Consider the following 16,495-nt stretch of genomic DNA (forward strand, 5'->3'; position numbering starts at 1 on the left):
TTTCTCCAGATTGATCACCCAATCTATTCCCAGATCATGACCAGCAGAAAAATGACTTCCCCTGCTTCAATTGAAGCACCCAGCGTATCGCCGGTCTGACCACCAAGACGATAATTAAAATAGAAGGCCAATCCATAAATGACGATCAATGTCACCATCATGGCGATTAATCCTTGCCAGTCTCCGAGCGCGATAACCAATACCGCACCGCCTAAAAGCGTGAGAGCAGTCGATCGCGGAGTCATTCGGCCAATATAACTGCTTCCCATGCCTTCACCTTCACGGGCGTAACGCTGTTCATACATCAGCAGCACGACGGCCGTACGCCCGACAATCGGTGCGCACGTCAGCAAGGCAAATAGCTCAAGAGGGGGATGATAAGAAAGCTCTGCTACGGCGAAAACCTTAAGGAAAAGACAGAAAATTAACCCCAGACCGCCATATGTACCGAGACGGCTATCGCGCATGATCGCCAGCATTGTTTCTCGCCGGCGGGCAGAGAAAAGGCCATCACAGGTATCGGCCAAACCATCTAAATGTAACCCGCCTGTCAACAGTGCCAATGCCAGCACATAGCCAATGGCACCGATATACATACCGCCGCCGGATTGACTAATCGAGAGCGAAATCAGGGCGGCCAATCCGCCAATAATCAGGCCAATCACCGGAAAATTCGGTACGCCGCGCCAATACTGGCTGAAATCAACCCCCTCCGTCCATTTTACAGGCACGGGAAGCCGTGTCATAAATTGCAATGTCGCCCAAAAGAGATTCAGCTTCATTTGATTTTGACTCCAACCCCTGAGACCATCAGCCAGACCTCTTTAGCCGCCTGCGCCAGTTTTTGGTTAACGCGCCCGGCGATATCGACAAAATGACGCGCCAGCCGATTTTCAGGCATAATGCCCATGCCCACTTCATTCGTGACCAAATACACCGGAGCCGGACAATGCAGGCAAGCCGCGATCAGATCATCTATCTGACGCTGAATAAATCCCTCCAATGATGGAAAATCCCATTCATCAGGTGATGCCCCTGCCGATTCGTCAAACAGCAGGTTGGCAGTCAACGTTGTTACACATTCAAGTATCACGCCCTCTTCGGGTTGCCGATGCTGGCGGATCACGCTGGCCAAGTCTTGATAACCCTCCCAAGTCCGCCAGTGTGAAGGGCGTTCCTGTCTATGCCGCTCGATGCGAGCCGCCATTTCTTCATCCGTAACCTGCGCCGTAGCAATATAAAGTACCTGCTCACACTGCCCCGCAATCCGCCGTTCTGTGTAGGCACTTTTACCGCTCCGTGCACCTCCCGTCACCAAAATCATTTTGTGATCCCAAACTCCGTAAAGTCACAATGCTCACACGATACGCCTTGTTTTTGCAATCAGTGATGCTCTTCATGCTCTTTCATTAACTGATAGATACGATCAATATCGAGATGCTCACGCATACTGGCAGCCAGAATATTGAACTGTTTTTCTTTGTGCTGGACGTAATTGAACATCACATTTTCTAATGGTGCGAGGCCTTTTTGGCGACGAAGCTGGTTCAGTAATGGGCGAGTAAACGTATTCTGATCAAACAGGCCATGCAGGTAACTGCCCATTACCGATCCTGACTGATTAACTGCGCCATCAAACCAGACCGTCTCCTCTCCATTACGCAGATGCATTTTGGCAAATGGCCATGCCTGCTCGCCAAGCTGTGTCATTCCCATATGAATCTCATAGCCCGCAATCGGCTGCTCGCTGCATGAATTCAGCATCCCCGTCAGCTCAGGCATGACAACGCCTTTAACCTGTGCCGTGTGTTTTTCATTGGCAAACTGAGTATCAGCATCCAGTAATCCCAGGCCGGCCATCCGGTTTAAGCCTGATTCAACTTCATCAATGATCTGTTTTCCCAGCATCTGAAAGCCGCCACAAATCCCAATAATCGGGATACCTGACTGGTGCGCGGCGATAATTGCCTGATCAAGCCCTTGGATCTTTAACCATAATAAGTCACCCAACGTATTTTTGCTGCCCGGCAAAACGATCAGATCTGATCCGTGAAGTGCTGAAGGATCAGAGACATAACGCAGATGAACATCAGGTTGTGCCGCCAACGCGTTGAAATCCGTGAAATTGGCGATATGCGGAAACTGGATAACCGCGATATCCAGCCAATTTTCTGTGTGCTTGCCGGAGTGAGCATATTTGCCGACCTGCAAGGCGACGCTGTCCTCATCTTCCAAATCGAGATCCAACCACGGCAGCACACCCAATATCGGCACTTGTGTCAGCTCTTCGATCTGATCGATGCCTGATTGCAGTAAAGCCGGATCGCCACGGAATTTATTGATGATCACGCCTTTGACCCGTGCTCTTTCCTCTGGCCTGAGGAGTGCCAGCGTGCCATAGATCGCGGCAAACACGCCGCCACGATCAATATCCGCTACCAGAATGACCGGAACATCCGCCAACTCTGCCATGCCCATGTTGACGATATCGCGATCACGCAAATTGATTTCAGCCGGACTCCCCGCACCTTCCAGTACCATAATATCGGTTTCCGCTGCGAGGCTGTCATAGGCAGCCAGAATCTGCTGTTGAAGCCGTGGCTTATATTCGTGATATTCCACGGCATTCATGCTGCATACTACTTTGCCCATAAAAATCACCTGCGCTTTACGATCGCTGGTGGGTTTCAGTAAAACCGGATTCATACGCACATCCGGCTCAATACCTGCCGCTTCTGCCTGAAATATCTGCGCCCGCCCCATTTCTTTGCCATCGGCAGTAATACCCGAATTGAGCGCCATATTTTGCGATTTGAAAGGAATGCAGTGATAGCCGTCCTGTAAAAAGATCCGGCAAAATCCGGCCACCAGCACACTTTTGCCCACATCAGAAGCCGTTCCCTGAATCATCAGAGATAGTGTCATTGTCGTTTCTCCTTTGTTGCATGCAGGATAGCAAAAAGCGCCTGCTCTGTTTTGCACAGAGGCAATCCGGCTTCACTGTGTACTTTCACCAGCCACGGCTGCACCAAACCTGCCTGTTCCAGCAGATCTTTTTGCAGGAAGACGGTTTCTGGTTTACCTGAACTGATCACCCGACCCTTTGCCAGTACATATAAACCATCACAAATCTGATAGATCAAATCTATATCATGGCTGGAAATAATGATCCGTTTACCCCCGGCAGCAATCATGGCGATGATTTCCAGCATTTGCTGACGCCCGGAAGGATCAAGCCCCGCTGTCGGCTCATCCAGCAACAGGTAATCAAATTCCATCACTAATGCACCCGCAATCGCCACCCGCTTTTTCTGACCAAAACTCAAGTATTGAATCGGCTTGTTGCGGAAAGCATGGGCATCCACCAATGTCAGTGCACGTTCTATCCTGCGCTGAATTTCGGCCTCCTCCACACCCAGATTACGCAGGCTGAAAGCCAGATCGCTGTCAATGTCGGTATAAAAGATCTGTTGATCCGGATCTTGAAATACCGTGACGACCCGCTGACGCAACGCCATCAACCTTTTTTTACTGTAATCCAATGGTGCATTATCCCACCAGACAGCGCCTTGTTGTGGACGCAGGATGCCGGAAAGGTTCATCAGCAAAGTCGATTTACCACAACCATTCGCTCCGATAATTCCGGTAACTTGATGATGGCTGAAATCAAGTGTCAGGTTTTGCAAGATAGGTTCATCCTGATAACTGAAATACAGTGCCTGCGTCGCCAGCATGTTCACCTCCTTTATCTGATAAGCCGCAATTCCCCATGTTATAAATGAAAATCACCCTGATACAGTTTGAGTGTCAGCGCCACACTCATCTGCTGATAACGGCTCATCACCCGCGTAAACAGCATACCGACCAGCATCGCCAGTGAGCGGTAGTCCGTTCGCAGGGAGCGATAACCAAAACGCAGTGATTGCGCGCGGTGGATCGCGGCGGCTTCCTCCACAAAGATAAAGATAAAGCGCCATGTCAACAGGATCTGTTCAATCAAGAGGTGGGGAACACGGCAGAATTTCAGTAACTTAATCATCTGCTCAAAGGGCATATTCAGCATGAACCAGAAGGTTGCCGCCAACGTTGCAAGGCTGCGCCAGAGAGTCTGATTAGCCATGTTTACACCCTGTGAATCAATACCCAGCCAATATTGCCCTACTTTAAATCCCCACAACAGGCTGTCCGGCTGCAAACTGGCAGACAATACGATAGCAATCAGGCCAATGCCGAGAAACCCCAGCGGGATCAACAGCCATTTCAGGTAACGCAGCAGGCTGATCCGCAGCAGATAGCAGGTAAATAGGGCAAGGCCGAATAACAGTACGGCCTGCCATACTGGAGATAGCCCCATCGCCAGCACCATAAACAGCAGATACAGGGCGAATTTCGCCTTGGGATCTTTATTGCGCCAACGGCTCTGGTCGCTCAGTTTATCAATGCCGATCATGATCTTTACGGCTGCGGCGATAATAACCAAGGATATAGAAAATCACGGCAGTACCGAGGCTGCCCTGTAATGTGAACAACAGGCTTTCAATTTCACCGCTGGCCGGTTCATACAAGGATTCGAACCAAGGGGTATAATTGGGCGCAATTTCCATGATTTGCGCTTCAGCCTGACCATCCGCACCACCAAATTCCCCGCCGTGATCAATGAAAAATGGAATAACGCACAGAGCAATCAGCAGAGACAGCAATATTAATGTCTTTTTCATCTTCAACACTCCTTAAAAACTGCGAGCCTGAATTAATTGTCTTTTCACCAACTGATCGTAAATCAGCACGGTCAGTAAACCTTCAGCAACCGCAATCGGTAGCTGGGTTATGCAGAAAATGCCCATAAATTTGATGATGGCTGCCCCCATGCCAAGTTGTGGATCGGGGAAAGCGACCCCCAACTGAATCGAGGTGACGGAATAAGTGACAATATCGGCGATAAAAGCACAGAAGAAGACACCGATATCTTTGCGTACGCCCATTTTGCAGGAGAAACGCCATACCAGATACCCCACCAGCGGGCCAATCACAGCCATCGACATGCCGTTAGCCCCCAGCGTGGTGACGCCGCCGTGCGCCAGCAGCAACGCCTGAAACAGCAGGACAATCGCACCCAGTACCGCAACGACAGAAGGGCCAAACAAGATCACCGCCAGCGCGACCCCGGTCGGATGAGAACAGCTTCCGGTGACAGAGGGAATTTTCAACGCAGATAAGACGAAAATAAATGCGCCACACAGTGCCAGCAACACTTTCTGGTTACTGTCTTCCTGCACAATCTGACGCAGCCTCATAATGCCTGCCGCCAAAAAAGGCAGAAAAGCCAGCCACCATGCAACTGCCCACATCGGGGGCAAAAACCCTTCCATGATATGCATGGCGAACGCTTCCTGCGGTGCCAGAGCTAAAAGCAGTGCGATAGCCGCACCAGATAACGAAAACTTCGTTAGTTTCTGTTGCATAACTCACCTCGGTAATTGCCAGTTTTTATTAACCAGAATCGTTGAGAAATACGATAGCTCCTGACCACTCTCCAATGCGTCGAGATGGCGCCAGTACTGTTCTGTCGGCAAGGTCGCATCAGCCATCATCAACGCGTGTTGCAGGAGGTGGTGACGCTGAAGCAGCTCGCGTATCCGTTCAAAATTTGAGTAAACTTTCATCAGGACGATGCAGTCATGATTGAGCAAGGCTTGCTCCAAAACCGCATCGGACGCCGTACCGGCGATAACGGACAAGGTTTGATTTTCCATCGCCAACGGCATTGCGCTACGTGCCGCAATCGCTGCAAATGAGGTAATGCCCGGTACGATTTCCAGCCACGACGGATTGCCGATCCGCTCCAGCAGAAATAGCCACGTACTGAACAGCATCGGATCGCCCAGTGTGATAAAGCCGACTTTTCTGCCTTTCGCCACTTCTTCTTGCAAGGCTTGTGCGACGTTATTCCACACGACTTCTTTTTCTCCCCTGTCTGATTTCATTAAAAAATGGTACGTGCACACTTCAGTTTCAGGTGAGAGATATTCTTCAACGATGGAGTGAGCAAGGCTCTGAACGCCTTTTTTGCCAGAAGGGGCATAAATGACATCCAGCCGTGCCAGAATACGGGCAGCACGTACGGTAATCAGATCACTCGCTCCGGGGCCAACCCCCATGACATACAGTTTTCCGCTCATTACGCATCCTCCCGGCTATTTTCATTCATGGCATCCGTAAGATGAGCAACAAACATCTGCCGGATCATCGGATTTTCGCCCAATCCCTGCAACCAAGGGATGGCCGTCATACCGGCTTTCTCCAACTGTGATTTCCAGGAGTCGCTTTCATCAGAAGCCATATCATTTATGGCATGATCCCCTGCCACCAGCATCAACGGCATCAGGTGAACTTTACGGATGCCTTCGGCTTTCAGTCCCTTAATAATCAAAGCGATTTCCGGGTAGCTTTCCACTGCCCCCACGCGAGCCGGAAAGTGGTAGTGAGTCATCAGGTGATCCAGACAGGCGTAAGCAGAAAAAGCGGGGTGAGTCGTGCCGTGTCCCATGAAGACCACACACTCTTTGTCACCCAATCTGGGGAGCTGGTGGTGCAACGCCCTCATCAATTGCAGATAGTCTTCAAAATGATTCAGTAAAGGGGCGCCCAGTACCAGACGTTGAAACTGCGGGCGAAATCGTTCTACTTCATGAAGGACTTTTTCATACTCGTCACCTTTGATGATATGCAGGCACTGAACAGCGATATCGTGATAACCAGCGTGATACAGTCTGGTCAGCGCATCGTGAGGCGTGTCAATGTGGATGCCATCACGCTCCCGCAATTTGCGAATAATCATGCCGGAGGTAAAAGCGCGAAACAGTTCCCTATCAGGAAAAACAGAAGCCAACTGCTGCTCACAGGCTTCAATATTATTTTTTCGCGTTTCGGGATAACGGGTTCCGAAACTGATCACCAACAGTGCTTTTTTCATCGCATTATCCCTTATTAGTTAGCTATCGCCGGGAAATTCGCCAATAGCTGAGCCATTTCTTCCAAACCGTTGGCCTGCGTAATTCCCTCACCGTTAAACGGATGTACCGGACGGCAGATCACGATGCAGGGCAGACCCAGCGCAAGGCACGGCTCAACTTTCTCCTTGAAACCGCCCTGTTCACCGGATTCTTTGGTGATGACCACATCCGCCTGACAGAATTGGTAGAATGCCCGATTAAAATCGGCACTGAACGGGCCTTTCAGGGCAAAAATCTGATCAACCGACAGGCCGCAGGATTCACATAGCGCCAAGACTTCTGCCGTCGGCAAGACACGCGCCAGCACGGTTTTTCCTGCCAAACGCGTCACATAATCGGCCAGTTGCTTGCTGCCGGTAGTCAGCAAAATCCGTTCGCCTAATCTGGCGGCCACTTCGCATGCCTGATCAAGAGTCGCCACTTTATGGATCAAGGCATGTTCGACATCATCAATGTCACTCGGACGGATATAACGGATCAGAGGAATATCCAGCTTCTGGCAGGCCTGCGCGATGTTTTGGCTCAACTGTTCGGCATAAGGATGAGAAGCATCGATGACCCTCTGCGTTTTCTGCTTTTGCAGATAATCCACCATGCCCTCTGCTTCCATCCGGCCAATCACAATGTCACCGCGGATATCAGCCGCCTGCTGCGCTCCCGTGGCCGTGGCAACAGACAGGCGATAATCAATGCCAGCGCTGTCCATCATCATGCAAATCTGGCGGGCATCACTTGTGCCGCCAAAAATGTGGATTTGTGGCTGTTTCACAATCTGTACCCTCTCGGTGTGATCATCAGCCCATCACGCACGTAAGTGGATTGATTGCCGACAATCACCAGACTGCGCATATCAACGCGGGAAAAATCCATCCCGCCAAAAGTGGTCAGCCATTTTTCTTCTTTCTTGCGCCCCGCCGCCTTGACCACACCGACGGGTGTTTCTGCCGGTGTCCACGGCGCCATCAACGCAAAGGCGTGTGCCAGATGGTCTTCGCGGCCACGGCTGCGCGGATTGTAAAAACACACCACGAAATCCGCTTCGGCGGCTGCCCGTACCCGTTTTTCAATCACCGCCCACGGCGTAAGCAAATCGCTCAGGCTGATATGACAGAAATCGTGCATCAGAGGAGCACCAAGCAGTGAGGCGCAAGCGGTACTGGCCGTCACACCGGCCACCAGACGCACTTCCACATGGCGTTGATGCTGACTGACCAGTTCCAGAACCAGCCCCGCCATGCCATAAATCCCCGCATCGCCGCTACAGACCAGCGCGACATTTTTGCCTTCTTCTGCCAGATCAATCGCCACCTGACAGCGCTCAATCTCTTTACACATGCCGGTTTTGATAATCTCTTTATCGCCCACCAGCGGCTTTACCAAATGAGTGTAGGTTTTGTAACCCACCACGATATCTGCGGCTTTCAGTGCGGCTATCGCTTCCTGCGTCATCATGGCTTCACTGCCGGGGCCTATTCCAATGACGGTTAACATGGCTGCAATACTCCTAGTGTGATAGTGACGCCCTGCTCACGCAGGGTATGACCAACCAGCCGCCCCTGACTCATCAGCCAGGCAACGGGTTGGGAGACACAGCCGACACCCACGGTTTTACGCACGAATTCAGAGGCAGGGAATGCCTGTTCACATTGGGCGAGCTGGTTAACAGAGAAAATTTGAAAAGGAATGCGGCGTTTTTCCGCCAGTTGAACTAAAGCCGGCTCTTCTTGTTTCAGTTCCACACTGCCGATGGCTTTTAATGCCAGAGGATCAAAATCATGTTCTGCCAGATGACGATCCAATAACTGCGCGACCCGTTCAGCAGCGATCCCGCGCCGGCAACCAATACCCGCGATAATCCGGCGTGGCACTAATTTGAAGGTCGGGATCGCCAATACGGGTGTTGCCCGTCGGTGGCTGACGTAAACCAAGGCATCGAGTTCCGGCAAATCATCAAGGGATTCCACCGGAATAAATCCACGGGTATCACACTGCCCTTTTTCGTCAATCAGCGCCGGATGCCACCATATTCCCACCCGTTTGCCATTGACCAGCATTTGGTTCACTGTCTTGACGCTGGCGCGAAAATCCGCCATTTCGCCGTCAATTTGCCGGGATAACATATCAATTGCAGCGAGTTGGTTGACATCCGTTGCAGTTGTGATGACCGCTTGCCCGCCAAGCAGATCCGCAACCTGACGCGCCAGATCATTCGCACCGCCCATATGCCCCGATAACAGGCTGATGGCAAACTGGCCTTTTTCATCCAGCACGACAACCGCCGGATCAATCAGTTTGTCCTTAAGCAGTGGTGCAATCACGCGGATAGCGATCCCCGTCGCACCAACCATAACCAGCGAGCCATATTGGATAAACGCATTGCGTACCGTATTGGCAAAGCCACTATCGAAAGCCCTGAACCCCGTTTCCACCAGTTCAGGGGAAGTAAAACAATCCACGGCCAGATGAGATTGCAGACGGCGCGCTAATGCCATGCCGCCGAATGTCAGGCAGAACAACGCGATCCGCTCATCATGCTTGACGATATTCATGGCTGAACCCCGCATCATACAGTTTTGAGTAGTGGTACTCCTCGCCAAGAAATGCGCCGACCAAAATCAGGGCGGTTTTCTGAATACCTGCCGTGCGTACCTGTTCCACAATCGTGTCCAATGTGCCACGAACAATCCGGCAGTCCGGCCACGTTGCTTTGTAAACCACCGCGACGGGAGTTTCCTGCGGATAGCCGCCCTGTATCAGCCGAACAGTGACACCGGCTATATCCTGTACCGACAGGAAGATCGCCATCGATGTCTGATGAGCGGCGAAAGCTTCCAGTGTTTCCCGTGGCGGCATCGGCGTTCGGCCAACCATGCGGGTGATGATCAGGCTTTGCGCCACTTCGGGGACGGTATATTCCACCCCCAATTGCGCAGCCGCACCGAGAAAAGAGCTGACACCCGGCACAGAGACAAAACCTATTCCCTGACCGGCCAGCATTTCAGCCTGTTCACGGATAGAACCGAATAGCGACAAATCCCCCGTTTGCAGACGCACAACTAATTTTCCGGCTTTGACACTGTTCGCCATCAAATCAGTGATTTCCTGTAATGTCATACCCGCGCTGTCATAGCATTCTGCATCCGCACGGCAATATTCCAGTAGCTCCCGATTAATCAGCGATCCGGCATAAATCACCACTTGCGCCTGTTGCAGCAGTTGATATCCCTTCAGGGTGATCAGGGTTTTATCTCCCGGCCCCGCCCCGACAAACCAGACTTTTTCAGCATCAAAACACGCTGATTCGGGATCAACATATTCAGGCATAAGCGTTTTCCTCTGGCTCGGACAGGTGTTCGAAAAATTTCTGGCAGGAAATCAAATAGGTGGGGTTGTTGGGTTTGAAATAGTGCCCCTGCCCCAATGGGGTCAGTTCCCCAATCTGAATTTCACGGCCATCAAGAGACACCACCTGACAAGATTGCAGATGCGCCAATGCCTGCATAAAGTTTTCCAGCAGGATAAACGTCATCACCAAACGCCCGCCTGGGTTCAGGTGTGTCAGCGACCAATCGATTAATTCCGTCAAATGCCCGCCTGTTCCGCCGATAAAAATGGCATCGACGGCTTCCTCCAAGGGCAGTGGTGCAACACCCGCCTGAATGCGGACTGTGTGACAGCCAAAGTGCCGGACATTTTCATAGATCAGTGCCAGCGCCTCTTCCTTACGTTCAATCGCGAGAACATCCAGCGTGGGGTAACGCAATGCAGCTTCAATACTGACGCTGCCTGTCCCCGCTCCGACATCAATCAGACGCCGGGCTTTTGTCAGTTCCAGCCGTTCCAGTGCCAGCGCTCTGACAGTTTCTTTGGTCATGGGAATGCGATGACCACGCAAAAACAGTTCATCTTTCATTAAGGATCACCACCACGTTCAAGCCATAATTAATGTCACCGTATCCGGCGACCTGTTGCGCACTCAGACAAACAATCCGCTCGTTCTCCTGTGACAAATTTTCACCAATCACCATCCGGCGATGCTGCCCGCGAGCCAAAATCTCCTCCGCAATCTGGCGGGGGCCAATCACCTCATCTGTCACCATTGCGATTTTTTCGTGCCGGAGCAGCCAGTCAAAATCCGGTTTTCGACCGTGGCTGCTGGTAAGGTAGATATCATTCATATCCAGCAGAATTCGGGCGCACAGGTATTGAATGGCACTGATACCGGAAATGATGCGAATGTTTTGCGGCTCGCCGACAAAATGTTCAGCGATGCGTTTACCTATGCCATAAAACAGGGGATCACCCGACGCCAGCACCACAACCTGCTGATGCTGGCGCAGTTCAAGCCATTGCATCAATCCATCCATATCGGCATTCAAACGGCGGGTTTCGCCCCGGAAATGGGGAAATTCAGCCAGATGACGAGCACCTCCTACCAATATTTCCGCCTGTTTGATGGCATCCAGCGCGGCCAGCGTTTGATTTGCGATAGCGCCGGGGCCGATACCAACGACCGTAATCATCGGAACCCCTCCACAATCTCATCCACTGGCCGATTGCAGCCCAACACTTGATTATCAAAGGAGAAAAGAATGGCATCGCACTGTGGCCTGCCACTGGAAAAACGCAGCATTTGATCAACGCGCCCGCAGATCTTCCGGGCAATCTGCTGATGCACCGCCTGCCAGCCACGTTCCGCGATCAGTTCGATGGCGGCTTCGGTGGTATCACAGTGATCAACGGCCTGAATCAGTTCGAAAGGCGCGCCCATTAAGGCAAGGTTGGCGATCAGGGTTTCCATGCGGCCATCCGCGATATGGCTGTGGGTATGGAAAATACCCGCTGCGATTTTCACCAGCTTACCGACATGACCCACCAGTACCACATGACTGAACTGTAAACGCACCGCTTCCTGAAGCATGTAGCCGACAAAGTTACTCATCGTCACCACATAGTTTCCGTCAATGCCCAACTGCTGACTGACAAAACGCTCACCGTGATTACCCGGCACAAAGATAATCCGATCCAATCCGCTGGCGCGTTTAGCTTCCAATTCCAGCGCCAGTGAACGCTTCCAGCTCTCTTCTGACATCGGCATGACAATGCCCGTCGTACCGATAATCGAAATTCCCCCTTTGATCCCCAGCCGGTCGTTATAGGTTTTTTTCGCCCGTTCTTCGCCTTCTGGCGCAAAGATCACAATATCTGCCCCACGCTGAAGACCAATCACCTCTCGCACTGCTTCTTCAATAGTGTGCCGCGGCGTTTTATTGATAGCCGCCCAGCCTATTGGTAAACCGATCCCGACCCGCGTGACTCGGCCAACCCCTGCACCGCCATCCAGCGTGATGATTCCGCTGTCATTCAGGGAGACGCGGGCAAAAATCAACATCCCGTGGGTGGCGTCAACATCATCACCGCCATCTTTGCGGATCGCCGCCACTGCCTGCTGACCTTCAATCAGCGGCTGTTCAACGTTCAAGGCCAACGTGACACCGGAAGGGGTTACGATGGAAACCTGATGGATAATCTGCTGGCGCAGGATCATTAACGCCGCGACCCGCGCAGCAGCCGTGGCACAAGAGCCGGTGGTATAACCTTTGCGGTACTGTTTCCCTCTGTGCCAGACCGTACCGAGGCTTTCTGCCTGCGTGTGTGGTGTTTCATTCAACGTTTCATTCATGCCGCACCTCCGGCATCCGGTACAAAACAGCGTTGATAATCGCCGCCGCAATATTGCTGCCACCTTTGCGCCCTCTCGCCGCAATGCAGCTCAAGTCGCTATGTATAAGCGCATTTTTGGACTCTTCCGCCCCGACAAAACCCACCGGCACCCCGACGACGGCAATGGGCGTGGATTGATGTTCCAGCAAGCGAAACAGCGCGGTGGGGGCATTACCAAAAACAAAAATCTTCTCTCCTGACTCTTGCAAGGCGATATCGACCGCCGCCATTGAACGGGTGATCTGCTGCACTTTCGCCATTTGCACGACACGGGGATCGCTGACATAACAACGACATTCACTGCCATATTGCGCCAGACGGGTTTTATTGATGCCGGATAACACCATCGTGGTATCGGTGTATAACGTGCAGCCGCGTAAGATCCCATCACGAATACGATGCAGGACATCCGGTGAAAAATGGAGGATATCGAGCCAGTCAAAATCAGCGGTGGTGTGGATCACCCGTTTAATCACCGCTTCCTGTCCGGCATCCACAAAATGATAATCAGGCCGCGATTCACGGATAATCCCCGTGATAATGTCGAAGCTATGTTGCTCAATCTGCTGAGGTTGTTGAATATACGAGCGTTGAGGATAGTTCATCGTGTTTCCTCTTCTTATAGCACTGCGTTGAATGGCGTTACACTGACCAGACTATGCAGCAACGCAAACAGCAGGAGCGCCATCACCGATGCTACCCTCATCATCTGCACGGACTGCGGGATATCTTCCGGTGTGACTTCACGCCGTGCGTCACCGATCCACGGTTTTTCAACCCGCTGATTAAAATAGACACTCGGCCCGCCAAGCCGGATACCTAATGCGCCTGCTACCGTGGCTTCCGGCCAGCCACTGTTGGGGCTGCGGTGTTGGTAGCGATCACGCCAGCCGATACGCAGTGCCTGACGAAAATTCAACCCCAGCCACTTCGCCGCCAGCGCCAGCAAAAGCCAGCCCAAACGCGCAGGTATCCCGTTTGCCACATCGTCCATGCGAGCCGAGAACATGCCCAGCGCCCGATAACGGGGCGTCTTATAGCCCACCATCGAATCAAGGGTATTGACCGCCTTATAAGCCATCGCGAGTGGAGCGCCGCCAATCATCAGGAAGAACAACGGAGCAATCACGCCATCCACGCTGTTTTCTGCCACCGTTTCAATGGCAGCACGGCTGATTTGCGGCGGTTGTAACTGTGATGTATCCCGCCCGACAATCTGAGCCAGTTGTTGACGGCTGGCCACCGGATCGCCCTGTTTCAATGGCTGATAGACTGCATTGGCCGCATCACTCAGGCTACGTCCGGCCAGCACGGTATAAATCAGCCAGACTTCCACCAGCATGCCGAACCAGAACGCCACACCATAAGCCAGCCACAGAACCAGATAACTCATCAGCCAGACACTGCCCACCACCACCAGCCACAAGGCCACCCCGCCCCATTTCAAATCAGCGTCGGTTTTGCATCGCCCACGAATAACGCGTTCAGCCTGATTGATCAGCCGACCCATCCAGCGCACCGGATGCGGCCAATGCGGGGGATCGCCCAGTTTCATATCGAGAACAAACGCCGCAAACCAAAGTAAAACGGTCATGATTGCCCCCTTGCCATCTGCTTGCGGGCGATCGTCAGCCAGCGATGGAGCAAATCAGGGCGTTGGGCAAAATGAACATGCAGATACCCCGCCAGCGTATTGCCGTTTTGATATCCGCCAAACCAGCTTTTCTGCACCATGCCGCTACGCTGTTTGGTACAGTGGAATACCGGCGGCTGGGCAGACGTGAAATCAGAATAATGGAACTCATGCCCGCGCAGGGTTTCCCCCTTCGCCACCAAAAGCGTGTCGCATACCGCCGTCGCCTCGCAGTAACCAAAGCGTTTCAGACTATTTCCCATCCGGCTTTCACCGGCAATCAAACCCACCATAGAGTGGCGGACGCCCTGTACATCGGTCAGAGCATCACCGAGATACATCAGGCCGCCACATTCCGCATATATGGCAATGCCTTGTCGCTGCGCCTGACGCAATGCCTCATGCATCGCGTGATTGGCCGCCAGTGACTGGGCATACATTTCAGGATATCCCCCGCCCAGATAGATCATCTGACACTCCGGCAACTGGCTATCGTGCAACGGGCTGAAACGTTTGATGACCACACCCGCGTGTTCCAGCAACAGCAGGTTATCGGAATAATAAAAATGAAAGGCTTCATCTTCCGCCAGTGCCAGCGTCAACCCCTGACCAATCGCCGGATCGACAAGGGAAGTGATATCGCCTTGCGGTAATGCCGGTAATGGAGTCAGCGCCAGCAGCGTGTCCAGATCGACCGTCGTTTCTATCTGGTGCGCCAGATGCTGCCACTGTTCATCATATTGACTATTTCGCTCTTGGGCCGGGATCAGCCCAAGATGACGGGAAGGCAGTGCAATATCCGGCATGACGGGAATATGCCCCAAGACGGGAAGCCCGCAATAGTCTTCAATCGCCTGTTTCAACAACTGAAAATGGCTATCATGGTTCACCCGGTTGATCAGCACAGCCGCAATATTGACGGAAGGATCAAAGTGCTGAAATCCCATCACTGTGGCAGCAATGGATGTAGATACCGCCTTGCCATCCACCACTAAAATCACCGGACAGCCAAGCTGCTTTGCCAACGCCGCGCTACTGCAATAATCAGGGTCTGCACCATAGCCATCATATAGCCCCATGACGCCTTCAATAACAGCAACATCCTTATCGGCTACAGCCTGATTAAACAGGCCATTCAGAATAGGGACAGGCAGCATAAAAGCATCCAGATTGCGGGAGGCTACCCCCGTCACCGCACGATGCCAGCCACCATCCAGATAATCAGGCCCCGCCTTGAATGGCTGAACCCGTAACTGGCGGCACATTAGTGCTCGCATAATCCCCAGTGTGACGGTGGTTTTGCCACATCCGCTGCCTGTACCTGCAATGACAAAAGCATATTTCTGCCGCATAGGATTTCCCCAGACTATTTACTTCAAACTATTTACCCTGACCATTTAGCTAAAACTATTACCTGCTATTAAAACTGGAATATCCGATCTCTCTCATTGATATTTATCAAATAAAACAGATTCAACCTATTTTAAATAATAAAACACACGCATAACCTTAATAATATAATAATAAGTTTATTTCATTATTATATTAATAAAATACCCCATAGAGTCTTAAAACAACCGTTTATTAATCACACAAAGAATACATTAACATTATCATTATCATTACAAACCAGAGTTTTATATTAAAATAACGAAGCGTTATTAATCACCTTTTAAAATAAATAGTTCCACTATTTATAAATACACACATGATTAATTTTGTGATCTTGTTCATATTTATTGAATTTTAAACACTATTTTTATTCATGGGTAAATAAAAATAATTATAGAAAAAACAAATATATCTACATTAAAATAAACATAACACATTGAATAATATTTTCTTTTTATATTAAAACAATAAGGCAAACCAAAATACAGATCATTAATATGACCAAAAAACCTTCATACAAATAAATATTTTCAGATGATTATTATATGAATCAAAAGAATCCATTATTTTTAAATAAATGAATATTGACCTAAATCAAATCCATTTCATTCACACTTACGTAATAATACGTTAAATTAAAAACCAGATTGAATTAATGTTAAATAACGAGAAAAATACAATCCGGTTATTAAGTATCATTCATACCACCCGCGTTCCCTATACACTTCTATAT

The 16,495-nt window shown here is 51.0% G+C and carries 19 protein-coding genes; all 19 read right to left on the bottom strand.

Translation table 11 applies throughout. The features are described 5' to 3' along the window. Window positions 1-23: 23 nt before the first annotated feature. Genes cobS through XBJ1_RS03670 form a run of 19 tightly spaced genes read right to left on the bottom strand, consistent with a single transcriptional unit; the run spans window position 24 to window position 15,722 of the window. Window positions 24-782: an adenosylcobinamide-GDP ribazoletransferase gene (cobS, locus tag XBJ1_RS03580; RefSeq protein ID WP_012987405.1), complete on the bottom strand. Its 759-nt coding sequence runs from the start codon at window positions 780-782 to the stop codon at window positions 24-26. Next, a complete protein-coding gene (gene cobU, locus XBJ1_RS03585) occupies window positions 779-1,324 on the bottom strand; it encodes a bifunctional adenosylcobinamide kinase/adenosylcobinamide-phosphate guanylyltransferase (protein ID WP_012987406.1) in 546 nt (181 codons plus the stop codon). Before cobU ends, cobS begins: the two co-directional genes overlap by 4 nt. A gap of 59 nt (window positions 1,325-1,383) precedes the next feature. Further along, a complete protein-coding gene (locus XBJ1_RS03590) occupies window positions 1,384-2,925 on the bottom strand; it encodes a cobyric acid synthase (RefSeq protein WP_012987407.1) in 1,542 nt (513 codons plus the stop codon). Beyond that, window positions 2,922-3,734, bottom strand: a complete 813-nt coding sequence (locus tag XBJ1_RS03595; protein ID WP_012987408.1) for an ATP-binding cassette domain-containing protein — start codon at window positions 3,732-3,734, stop codon at window positions 2,922-2,924. The genes XBJ1_RS03590 and XBJ1_RS03595 overlap by 4 nt, the downstream gene beginning before the upstream one ends. A 38-nt stretch (window positions 3,735-3,772) precedes the next feature. Next, complete coding sequence (locus XBJ1_RS03600; protein ID WP_012987409.1) at window positions 3,773-4,450, bottom strand: energy-coupling factor ABC transporter transmembrane protein; 678 nt, start codon at window positions 4,448-4,450, stop codon at window positions 3,773-3,775. Further along, complete coding sequence (locus tag XBJ1_RS03605; RefSeq protein ID WP_012987410.1) at window positions 4,437-4,718, bottom strand: energy-coupling factor ABC transporter substrate-binding protein; 282 nt, start codon at window positions 4,716-4,718, stop codon at window positions 4,437-4,439. The genes XBJ1_RS03600 and XBJ1_RS03605 overlap by 14 nt, the downstream gene beginning before the upstream one ends. Window positions 4,719-4,730: 12 nt before the next feature. Then, window positions 4,731-5,462 (bottom strand): energy-coupling factor ABC transporter permease, encoded by a 732-nt coding sequence (locus XBJ1_RS03610; protein ID WP_012987411.1) that lies wholly within the window; start codon window positions 5,460-5,462, stop codon window positions 4,731-4,733. 3 nt (window positions 5,463-5,465) lie between these two features. Continuing rightward, window positions 5,466-6,179, bottom strand: coding sequence for a cobalt-factor II C(20)-methyltransferase (locus XBJ1_RS03615; RefSeq protein WP_012987412.1), 714 nt, complete (start codon window positions 6,177-6,179; stop codon window positions 5,466-5,468). Further along, on the bottom strand, window positions 6,179-6,973 hold the full coding sequence (cbiK, locus tag XBJ1_RS03620; RefSeq protein ID WP_012987413.1) for a sirohydrochlorin cobaltochelatase: 795 nt from the start codon (window positions 6,971-6,973) through the stop codon (window positions 6,179-6,181). Before cbiK ends, XBJ1_RS03615 begins: the two co-directional genes overlap by 1 nt. Window positions 6,974-6,987: 14 nt before the next feature. Continuing rightward, window positions 6,988-7,782, bottom strand: coding sequence for a cobalt-precorrin-6A reductase (locus XBJ1_RS03625; RefSeq protein WP_012987414.1), 795 nt, complete (start codon window positions 7,780-7,782; stop codon window positions 6,988-6,990). Continuing rightward, a complete protein-coding gene (locus XBJ1_RS03630; RefSeq protein WP_012987415.1) occupies window positions 7,779-8,504 on the bottom strand; it encodes a precorrin-3B C(17)-methyltransferase in 726 nt (241 codons plus the stop codon). Before XBJ1_RS03630 ends, XBJ1_RS03625 begins: the two co-directional genes overlap by 4 nt. After that, window positions 8,498-9,562 (bottom strand): cobalt-precorrin 5A hydrolase, encoded by a 1,065-nt coding sequence (cbiG, locus tag XBJ1_RS03635; RefSeq protein WP_012987416.1) that lies wholly within the window; start codon window positions 9,560-9,562, stop codon window positions 8,498-8,500. The genes XBJ1_RS03630 and cbiG overlap by 7 nt, the downstream gene beginning before the upstream one ends. Further along, entirely contained in the window at window positions 9,543-10,337 is a 795-nt protein-coding gene (locus XBJ1_RS03640; RefSeq protein ID WP_012987417.1) for a cobalt-precorrin-4 methyltransferase, read from the bottom strand. The genes cbiG and XBJ1_RS03640 overlap by 20 nt, the downstream gene beginning before the upstream one ends. Beyond that, window positions 10,330-10,926 (bottom strand): decarboxylating cobalt-precorrin-6B (C(15))-methyltransferase, encoded by a 597-nt coding sequence (locus XBJ1_RS03645; RefSeq protein WP_012987418.1) that lies wholly within the window; start codon window positions 10,924-10,926, stop codon window positions 10,330-10,332. The genes XBJ1_RS03640 and XBJ1_RS03645 overlap by 8 nt, the downstream gene beginning before the upstream one ends. Beyond that, a complete protein-coding gene (locus XBJ1_RS03650; protein WP_012987419.1) occupies window positions 10,916-11,536 on the bottom strand; it encodes a cobalt-precorrin-7 (C(5))-methyltransferase in 621 nt (206 codons plus the stop codon). Before XBJ1_RS03650 ends, XBJ1_RS03645 begins: the two co-directional genes overlap by 11 nt. After that, complete coding sequence (gene cbiD / locus XBJ1_RS03655; RefSeq protein WP_012987420.1) at window positions 11,533-12,696, bottom strand: cobalt-precorrin-5B (C(1))-methyltransferase CbiD; 1,164 nt, start codon at window positions 12,694-12,696, stop codon at window positions 11,533-11,535. The genes XBJ1_RS03650 and cbiD overlap by 4 nt, the downstream gene beginning before the upstream one ends. After that, window positions 12,689-13,342 (bottom strand): cobalt-precorrin-8 methylmutase, encoded by a 654-nt coding sequence (locus tag XBJ1_RS03660; protein WP_012987421.1) that lies wholly within the window; start codon window positions 13,340-13,342, stop codon window positions 12,689-12,691. The genes cbiD and XBJ1_RS03660 overlap by 8 nt, the downstream gene beginning before the upstream one ends. A gap of 14 nt (window positions 13,343-13,356) precedes the next feature. Then, window positions 13,357-14,331 (bottom strand): adenosylcobinamide-phosphate synthase CbiB, encoded by a 975-nt coding sequence (cbiB, locus tag XBJ1_RS03665; protein ID WP_012987422.1) that lies wholly within the window; start codon window positions 14,329-14,331, stop codon window positions 13,357-13,359. Continuing rightward, window positions 14,328-15,722, bottom strand: a complete 1,395-nt coding sequence (locus XBJ1_RS03670) for a cobyrinate a,c-diamide synthase (protein ID WP_012987423.1) — start codon at window positions 15,720-15,722, stop codon at window positions 14,328-14,330. Before XBJ1_RS03670 ends, cbiB begins: the two co-directional genes overlap by 4 nt. Window positions 15,723-16,495 lie beyond the last annotated feature (773 nt).

The organism is Xenorhabdus bovienii SS-2004 (assembly GCF_000027225.1).
In the GTDB taxonomy this organism is placed as follows: Bacteria; Pseudomonadota; Gammaproteobacteria; order Enterobacterales; family Enterobacteriaceae; genus Xenorhabdus; species Xenorhabdus bovienii_C.

Bases quoted from the DNA above. Each gene is read 5' to 3' on its own strand.
- cobS (WP_012987405.1), bottom strand. From the start codon at position 782: ATGAAGCTGAATCTCTTTTGGGCGACATTGCAATTTATGACACGGCTT.
- cobU (WP_012987406.1), bottom strand. From the start codon at position 1,324: ATGATTTTGGTGACGGGAGGTGCACGGAGCGGTAAAAGTGCCTACACA.
- XBJ1_RS03590 (WP_012987407.1), bottom strand. From the start codon at position 2,925: ATGACACTATCTCTGATGATTCAGGGAACGGCTTCTGATGTGGGCAAA.
- XBJ1_RS03595 (WP_012987408.1), bottom strand. From the start codon at position 3,734: ATGCTGGCGACGCAGGCACTGTATTTCAGTTATCAGGATGAACCTATC.
- XBJ1_RS03600 (WP_012987409.1), bottom strand. From the start codon at position 4,450: ATGATCGGCATTGATAAACTGAGCGACCAGAGCCGTTGGCGCAATAAA.
- XBJ1_RS03605 (WP_012987410.1), bottom strand. From the start codon at position 4,718: ATGAAAAAGACATTAATATTGCTGTCTCTGCTGATTGCTCTGTGCGTT.
- XBJ1_RS03610 (WP_012987411.1), bottom strand. From the start codon at position 5,462: ATGCAACAGAAACTAACGAAGTTTTCGTTATCTGGTGCGGCTATCGCA.
- XBJ1_RS03615 (WP_012987412.1), bottom strand. From the start codon at position 6,179: ATGAGCGGAAAACTGTATGTCATGGGGGTTGGCCCCGGAGCGAGTGAT.
- cbiK (WP_012987413.1), bottom strand. From the start codon at position 6,973: ATGAAAAAAGCACTGTTGGTGATCAGTTTCGGAACCCGTTATCCCGAA.
- XBJ1_RS03630 (WP_012987415.1), bottom strand. From the start codon at position 8,504: ATGTTAACCGTCATTGGAATAGGCCCCGGCAGTGAAGCCATGATGACG.
- cbiG (WP_012987416.1), bottom strand. From the start codon at position 9,562: ATGAATATCGTCAAGCATGATGAGCGGATCGCGTTGTTCTGCCTGACA.
- XBJ1_RS03640 (WP_012987417.1), bottom strand. From the start codon at position 10,337: ATGCCTGAATATGTTGATCCCGAATCAGCGTGTTTTGATGCTGAAAAA.
- XBJ1_RS03645 (WP_012987418.1), bottom strand. From the start codon at position 10,926: ATGAAAGATGAACTGTTTTTGCGTGGTCATCGCATTCCCATGACCAAA.
- XBJ1_RS03650 (WP_012987419.1), bottom strand. From the start codon at position 11,536: ATGATTACGGTCGTTGGTATCGGCCCCGGCGCTATCGCAAATCAAACG.
- cbiD (WP_012987420.1), bottom strand. From the start codon at position 12,696: ATGAATGAAACGTTGAATGAAACACCACACACGCAGGCAGAAAGCCTC.
- XBJ1_RS03660 (WP_012987421.1), bottom strand. From the start codon at position 13,342: ATGAACTATCCTCAACGCTCGTATATTCAACAACCTCAGCAGATTGAG.
- cbiB (WP_012987422.1), bottom strand. From the start codon at position 14,331: ATGACCGTTTTACTTTGGTTTGCGGCGTTTGTTCTCGATATGAAACTG.
- XBJ1_RS03670 (WP_012987423.1), bottom strand. From the start codon at position 15,722: ATGCGGCAGAAATATGCTTTTGTCATTGCAGGTACAGGCAGCGGATGT.